Annotated in this window: 6 protein-coding genes; 2 read left to right on the top strand and 4 right to left on the bottom strand. The window is 41.5% G+C overall.

What is annotated here, in order from left to right; translation table 11 throughout:
• From WC955_04890 to WC955_04880, 3 genes are all read right to left on the bottom strand, one after another.
• A partial coding sequence (locus WC955_04890; protein ID MFA5858383.1) for a hypothetical protein occupies window positions 1-459 on the bottom strand: 459 nt, incomplete at its 3' end.
• 49 nt (window positions 460-508) lie between these two features.
• The gene (locus WC955_04885) at window positions 509-2,287 is read right to left on the bottom strand and encodes a hypothetical protein (protein MFA5858382.1); all 1,779 of its coding nucleotides are present in this window, start codon (window positions 2,285-2,287) and stop codon (window positions 509-511) included.
• 18 nt (window positions 2,288-2,305) lie between these two features.
• On the bottom strand, window positions 2,306-2,878 hold the full coding sequence (locus WC955_04880) for an NAD(P)H-dependent oxidoreductase (protein MFA5858381.1): 573 nt from the start codon (window positions 2,876-2,878) through the stop codon (window positions 2,306-2,308).
• 184 nt (window positions 2,879-3,062) lie between these two features.
• Here WC955_04880 and WC955_04875 point away from each other — a divergent pair, with 184 nt between their 5' ends.
• Together WC955_04875 and WC955_04870 are read left to right on the top strand one after the other, a co-directional pair.
• The gene (locus WC955_04875; protein MFA5858380.1) at window positions 3,063-3,803 is read left to right on the top strand and encodes a glycerophosphodiester phosphodiesterase family protein; all 741 of its coding nucleotides are present in this window, start codon (window positions 3,063-3,065) and stop codon (window positions 3,801-3,803) included.
• A gap of 28 nt (window positions 3,804-3,831) precedes the next feature.
• On the top strand, window positions 3,832-5,208 hold the full coding sequence (locus tag WC955_04870; protein ID MFA5858379.1) for a hypothetical protein: 1,377 nt from the start codon (window positions 3,832-3,834) through the stop codon (window positions 5,206-5,208).
• 3 nt (window positions 5,209-5,211) lie between these two features.
• Here the strand turns inward: WC955_04870 and WC955_04865 are convergent, their stop codons facing one another.
• A complete protein-coding gene (locus WC955_04865; protein MFA5858378.1) occupies window positions 5,212-8,268 on the bottom strand; it encodes a glycosyl hydrolase in 3,057 nt (1,018 codons plus the stop codon).
• Window positions 8,269-8,296 lie beyond the last annotated feature (28 nt).

Raw genomic sequence — 8,296 nt, 5'->3', positions numbered from 1 at the left:
CCTCATTTTATCAATAGGGAACGTTATAAGCATCGGCTGCCCTGTAGGAATCATTGCGAATAAAGAAGTAGAGGTTGTACTAACGAGACGATCGTAATTCTGTGAACGAACTTGTAAAGTAAACGCATACTCGCGGAGAAGGTGGTTTGAAGGTAATGATAAAACAGACATCTTTAAACTGTTATATTCTGTCCAGTCAGTAATTTTTGGGGTATAGATTACAAACGGGCGGGCTGACTTTACGGTTTTTGGATCGTCTAGCAAATACTTCAATGCGTGTTTACCGGACACCACAAATTCTGTCCCACAGATTTCCAGTGTACCGTTAAGCCCCTCATTTTTTATACAACTGGAAATACTGGTTTCAAAATCTTCAAGAATAAAAGTATCCGCAGCGTAGGTTATAGATGCACAAATTAACAATACCGCCATTGCTATACCAAAACGTAACTGTTTCACGAATTCCATCCTTAATAAAAGCATACTCGCGTTAAAACTTAAATTTTTATTATTTCAGTAACTCCAGCTTTTGTTCTGCGGTAAACTTTTTTATCATCTCATACTTCCATGACCCCTTCGGCGGGGTGGTATACACCCACATAATACCGGTTTGTTCCCACTCGATCTGCATTGCTTTCTCAAGATATTCTTTTGTTGGCCGTCCTTTTGGCCAGGATGAATGCGGGGTGAAGTAGATACACGGAAAAATAAGTTTATCCTTGCACAGATTGTAATAATCATAAATATCGACTGGCAGCGTAGAACAGTCCAAGCCCGCTTCCGGATCCGCAGCAGAGGAGTGTTGATACCCCCAGACGAACGCGTCGATATATGGCAGGTACCCGGCTTTAATACAATTATCTATCTGTTCGCGGTACACGCATTGGCCTAATAACAGTTTTGGATTAATTTTCTTCATTGCTTCGTACATCTTTTTTGTGTAGTCCAATGTGAAATACGCCCAGTTATGATAAAAATCGTCGATCATTATCATTGTGAGGTTAGGATATTTCAACGAAATCCTGGAAAGTTTTACCATCCATTTAACATAATCCATATTAAATGGCGGATATTTACGTTTTTGTATATCCTTATCCCCGCGGTTAATAGGAGCTTCAGTCGGGGGTACGAGGTAGACCCATACTTCAATCCCTTCCTTTGCCGCTGCAGCACAGAAGCCCGGCAGTTTTGCATATTCCTTCGCTGACTGGCCGTAAATAAGGTACGAATAATTATTCACCCCAGCATCTTTTAGCATATCAATAATCTTTGGGATATCCGGATACTTATCTTTATCATAAATATGGCCGGCATACATAGATACAATACCGCGGGAGAAGGGATCACCAGTTTTTTTTCGTGCAGCGTAGGTGTCTAGGTTACTTTTTACCATCTGTACCAAATCTTTTACCATAAACACAAAGTCTTCTCCGTTGAATGAAACAACATTTTTTTCGTCAGGAGTAAGCGCAACTTCCACTGTTTTAACTATATCGTTTGATTCAAATCCCATCTTATACTCAACCGATTTTCCTGTACTACTGGAAGTAATGACAATAGTTTTTTCTATCTTATCCGTAACTGGTTTATTATACTCTACGACCAACTCCACCTTTTTCCCGGGATCGTAATTATATACCCCGCGGTAGTAACAGCTACCTTCCTGATTAAACCTAAGCGAATACCATTGCGGTACATTACCTGAAGATTCCATTGGTATAGATTCCGCCATCATTGTTTTTACCGTATCCGTACTTAACACTATTTTGTCGATATAATACGCGCCGTTACTGTTGATAAACGAAACAACTACGTCCTTAACTGCAGAACGAAAATTCATTCTGTCAATCGGGAATGTTACTAGCACCGGCCGGCCTACGGGGGCTGTTACAAACAAACTGGATGATGTTGCCTTGTTTAGACGGTCATAATTCTGTGAACGAACCTGCAAAGAAAACGCGTACTCGCGGAGAAGGTGATTCGAAGGTAACGCTAAAACATACATCTTCAAGCTATTGTACCCTGTCCAGTCAGCAGTTTTCGGGGTGTACAACACAAACGGGCGGGAAACTTTTGCTGTTGTTGAGTCATCTACCACATACTTCAACGATTGCTTGCCGGATACCACAAACTCTGTCCCGCAGGTTTCCAGTGTACCATTAAGCCTCGAATTTTTTGTGCAACTGGAAATATCCGCCTCAAAATCTTCAAGAACAAAAACGTTCTCAGCGCAGGTCAAAGCTACAAATATTGACAGTATAGCCATAGTAATACATATTTTTTTCATTAATACCCTCATCATCTATTATTTCCCAATCTTTTTTAGTTGCTCAGTAAACGCGATAATTTTTTTGTTGTATTGTTCTTTATTCATTAATGTCGCATGGTCAAACCACAGAAACTCTACCGCCTTTTTACCGGCAATGGTATCCAGATCGGCAACGATTTTTTCAGGAGTACTGCTGCCTGAAGTTATGATATACGCAACATTCTTAAACTTTCCTTTTGTACTTTCGACATACGTTCTTAAAGCAGGCGGCATATTACCCGCCCAGATCGGTGTGCCAAGTATTATTATGTCATAATTTCCCGCGTCTTTCGTAACCGGAGCAAGAACAGTTTTGTTTTTACTCACTGCATCACGACCGCCGAAGATAAATCCCAGTATACCTTTCCGGCTCTTTTTATCGACAAGTTTTTCTGTATCCGCGTTCAGTAGTTTTGCTACGTCATTAACTACGCGTTCAGTATTCCCCGTACGTGAATAATATGTTATTAACACTTTCAACTCTCCTCCCTGTTTACTACTTTGTTCCGCAACAACGTTTGAAACGGATAATGTTCCCGCCAATATAAAGGTTAACAATGTTTTGTTCACTTCTATACCTCCTGATTTAAGAATTATCGTTTTTTTATTGTTTTTATTATACATTTTTGTGTTATGGTCATGCTCATACAATATTTCACCTATTGTCAGCTACCTTATTTTTTTGTAACATACTTCATAAATTATTGTTTTTTAGAATAAGTTAAAACTATATGTATTGGAGGTTAATGAGTAGATGAAACTATTTGGCCACCGCGGTGCCCGTGATCTTGTACCGGAGAACACAATGCCGGCATTTGAATTTGCATGGACGTTACCGGTTGACGGGATAGAACTTGATGTACAACTGACAAAAGATGAAAAGGTTGTGGTTATCCATGATACTAATACAAAACGTACCGCCGGGGTTGACCTACAGGTCAAGGACGTAACGTTTGATGAATTACGCGCGCTTGATTTTGGGATTTTCAAGGGCCCAAAATTTAAAGGCTATAAAATCCCGTTATTTGAAGAAGTTATATCTAAAGCCCCTAGGGACAGGATTGTTGAAATTGAAATCAAAAGCGAAGTAACAATCATCCCGTACCTAAAAGAGTTACTGCAGAAATATAACGCACTCGATATGATAATCCTCACAAGTTTTAAGTACGACGTAGTAACGGCATTACGGCAAAATTTTCCTAAGGTTCCGGTACAGTGGATACAAGCATCAAAAACTGATCCTTTAACACAGATACGCCCGCCCTACAGCCCGGACCTTATAACAAAAGCAAAAGTAGCTAATGTTACCGGCCTGAGCCTCAACGTTGCAGCATTGGAAGATAGTTATGTTGAAAAAGTACTTTCAGCCGGGCTAAGGTTACACGTATGGCAGATGAGCAGCCGTGAAATTTATTATAAATATACCGCTATGGGAGCATACGGCGCGTCAACTGATAACCCGGTAGAGTTTAACCACAAAACATTGGATAAGTAATAAGAAAGATAGGGTTATATGTATGGATATGAAGGTACTAAAAGTTGAGAATACAACAGAAGCTGTTACTGTTACCACTACCGGCGCAATGTATAAAATCTACAAAAACTCTGTCGGTACGATTGAGTGTTATCAGAGAATAGGGAAGCAACGCTTACTCGCGACTATGCGGTTAAACTCTACCCTTGAAAATCTTGAGGTTGACCATTTTGATGATAATAAATGTATTCTTTACAAACCGCTGTATGCTCTTGGTGTTAATATCCGGATAAACGCAGATTCATCGATGTACCTTCGTACATATGCAACCGTAAAAGTAGTTTATAATTCAACCTGGTCACCGGAATATTTTTCTGTGGAACAACAAAACTTTATCGCGATTGATCCGCATGGAGGAATCGCGGGATATACTCTCCCCACAGTCGGTAATGGCGGTGTATCAGAAATTAATAACGCAGGTACAGGGGTTGGGAAAGACGGATGGGCAGTAACTTTCAGCATAACATACGGCCAGCAGTTTATTACATCTGTATTCCCTCCGCGCGAGTATGACCACAAAAAAGCTTATACCCACAGGATTGTCCATCACCTGGTTTCACGTGAGAACAATACAACATGGACTCCGTATCTTTCAGATAATGAGATCAGGAAATACAGTAAGTACGGAAACGTTTTAGTGCTTCACTGGTGGAGTAAAGGATTTGCTACGCGAAAAGGTAAAGCCATAAAGTCGCGGAATGATATTTATAAAACAGAAGCCGCGTGGTCAAGTTACAAATACTTACCGATTAACCCGCGCAAACTTCAGCAGGTATTAACCACTGCGCATAAACACAGGATGAAAGTTATTGCTTATATGACGCCTTTCTTTTATCCGGGCGACCTCCTGGAATTCATCCCCGAACTAAAACGCGTAGTGAAAACTTACGGATTTGACGGGATATATTTCGATGGTGTACCAACCGATGTTGTTCAGGCACATACCGTTATGCGGGAAACCAGGAAAGTTTTGGGGAATAAACTTTTTTATGTCCATATGCCCTCACCGATTATTACCAAGGATTACAGCGGCGGGCGGTATGTTTATTTTCCGTTTATTGACACTTATGCAGACTACATCCTCCGCGCGGAACATGTTTTATCATTCACAAAACAATACTTGCGGTATGTTATCTCAGGTTACAATATCAGCAACGCCGTGGGTTTTGTGTGTAACTATGACTACAGCCCTGATTTTGTGAAAAAACTAATACCCGACATCCTGAAATCGCAAGTACGGATCCCGTACTGGACTGGATGGGAAGTATACCTCAAAGAATTAGGCAAAAACTATTTCCCTGAAGACAAAATGCATGAGGTAATGCATAAACATTACTTCCCGGCATTAAGAAAAACTAAAGTTTAGGGCTTACTTAATCCTTGACACTTCCACTTTAGTATGGCTCATCAAACCATAAGGGAAGATGTATTCATCCTTACTAAACGCCCGTCCTTCCGAACGGAATGTCCCGCAACTCATATAATGAGGATACCGCGCGTCATGCAACGGGCCAAGGATATTTCTTTGACTGCCGTAAACGGTTATATTAACAATATTCTTCCCGGGCTTAACAAACCGTGTAATTTCTACGCGCTGTGCGGAACGCCAGGGTAATGGTATAGGGTTATTGTTTACATTAACCACAGCAGTGGTACACTTAGCTTCCCCAAACGTAAAATAATATTTTTCATCCCCTTTAGGATCGAGTTCAAGTTCCGTAAGGTATTCCATGCTCCCACCATAGTACGGATATCCCTGGAAACACCAGTCTCCATACCGCAGAACGCCAGGTTCATTCACAACTTCTTTTGTGTTACTGTCAATACCAAAATCACCAACAAGATAACAATCCTCTACCTGCATACTATTCTTATAGTTACATTTTAATGTAACCACATTTTCGCCTGCAATGATGCCGGGTAACTCGATTTTATCAAAACTGCGGTCACACCACCATCCTGATGATTTATTTGAGACAGGATTACCGTTGAGCTCGATCTCAAACTGTTCCGCTCCTTCCACCACAAAAAATGCGGGAAGTTTTGGGATATTTTTAACCTTGAACTTAAACTTCAACACAAACTCCGCTGGGCCAATATTTACTTTTTCGTTTATCCATTTCCACCGTTGCAACCCGCCATTACCGGCAACCTGACGTAAACCAAGTTTTTCGCGGACTAACCTCTGAGCATGCCATACCGGCATTTCCTGTGACCACTCACTCCCGTTAAATTTGAACTCACAAAAATCCAGCGGTAATGAGTTTAGATCCAACCTGCGGTGTTTAAACACAGGGCCAAACGGGTAAGACACTAAGGTTTCATTACGTTGAGGCTTAACTTCATTCTTAACCTTACCTCCCTGACGGATAACGTATAACCTTGACTGTACCGGCATAAACGCGGGTTTTATCTCAAGATACCCGTTGTTAACCACTGCGTTACACTCTTCAATTTCACCGGTTAACAGATTCCATTCTTCCACGGCCCCGCGTGTTTTTACCCGCACTTTTGTTGTATACGTTTTATCCTTGCTCATATTCGCTAAGAATAAAACGGTATAACCCTCAACTTCGCGTTCGTGGGATACAATATCGCTGACTTCAATCCCTAACTCGTCAGTCACCGAAATACTGCGGGGCAGTACCTGTGTCAACGCATTCTCCAATGCTTGTATATCCGGCAGTACTGTCATATTTTTATGTTTAAACAGTTTTTTTAGGTCAGCACTGCTTTTCCCATCGGCAAGTACCGGTAATGGTTTTATGGCAATAACCTTACCGCCGTTATTCATAAACTTTTTCAGTAAATTCATGGTATTCGAAAATAATGTTAATGCAGGAGGCAGCAGTACAACTTTATACGCAGCATTATTTATTTTTATTGTTTTCCCGGTAACTTTCCCGTATTCCTCAAGTATCATTTCATCACCGTAATCATAATCACGGTGAAGCGATATTAACATCTTCGACAAATTCTTAAACGCATCGTTATAAGGAGTAATCAAATGCTTGGCGTAAGACGTGTATAACGACCATGCTGTAGAAACAGGGTGGATAAATAAAATGTCACGGACTGCTTTACCTTCACTTAATGTTAATGACAACCTCGCAAAATAATCTTCAACCACATTGTTTTGTTTCCACCACGAGTTCTGGTAATTAAACGACGGCGGGTAGTCGCGTTTCGCGCAACCGCGTAACGTATACAACGCCAGGTGTTGACACCTGAAGTTCACGCCTAACGCGTATTGCCAATCACCCACCCATTTTTGCCCTTCAAACGTAAACTCCCAGCCTGTACAGCCATATAGTTCGGATAATACGCGTTTACGGCCAAACTGGTTAGCTACTGACGTACACTGTTTCACCGTAGTAATTTCACGGAATTGTTCCGCTAAAATATCCACCCCGGGTTGTTGTTCATAAACATACAGAGGCATAATTGCGCCGGCAGTATGAACTTGCGTATTTAACGATTCTTCTGAAAGATAATGGCCGGTAAGTTTTATCTTATGATCCTCACACCAATCATATATCTGTTTTGAGAACGCTTCACGGTAAAGCTCGGCAATTGTATGCCAATAATCATGCGAAACTTTCCGGCTTTTCACTCCATCAAAAAACAGGTATGGTACTACACCCAGGACATCATACCCCCGCTGGTTTTCAAAAAATGAAACAAATTCTATCGTCCATGGGACAAACCTCGTATTTTTTTCCGCAGGCCGGAATCCGTGTATATGCGGCTCATCCGTAAATATTCCCGGGATCGCGGTTCCAAACGCATCACCTACTTCTTTATAATACGCCTCATATGTTGTTTCAATAAACTTTTTTACGGAATCACGGCTGAGGTTATCGCAGTAAGGATACCCGTTATGCCAGTCCATCGGCTGGGATGCTTCCATTTTGAATACCGCAACTTTTTCTGTTTTCAACACTTTCTGCGGTACTTTAATATCCTGTACGCGTTTGCAGGAGCTTAGTTTATTCCCGTTAATACTCACAATAAACACCGCAAGGATTGTTTGCAGTTCAGTATCCGCAGGAAAACTCTGGGGGTACGTGTCAAGTAATGTTAAGGTTAACCCTTTTGCCCAGAATTTAGGCCCGTTCTGGGTTACTAACCCGCCGGAGAAGCCGCTAGGCCAGCGGTCTTCGTCATAGAGCCACGCATGCATCCCAACTTTTTTTGCTTCATCCACAACGCTGCGGATACAGTATAACCAGTCTTTCCCCATGTATTCAGTTTCTAACCCGTCACGCGAATGCATGAAGAACCCGCCCATCCCGACAGACTTCATGTCATTAACCTGGCGGACAAGCTCATTTGCATCCATCGTATCATTCCAGCTCCAGAACGGCGCACCGCGGTACTCAATCCCCGGGTTAACAAACAACTTTTTCATTTTTGGCAGTAACATTTACATCTACTCCTTTTTCATTTATTAT

Source organism: Elusimicrobiota bacterium, assembly GCA_041658405.1.
GTDB lineage: Bacteria > Elusimicrobiota > UBA5214 > JBBAAG01 > JBBAAG01 > JBBAAG01.
Note: the sequence above shows the minus strand (reverse complement) of the source record. Positions and strands in the feature narration are given on the sequence as shown.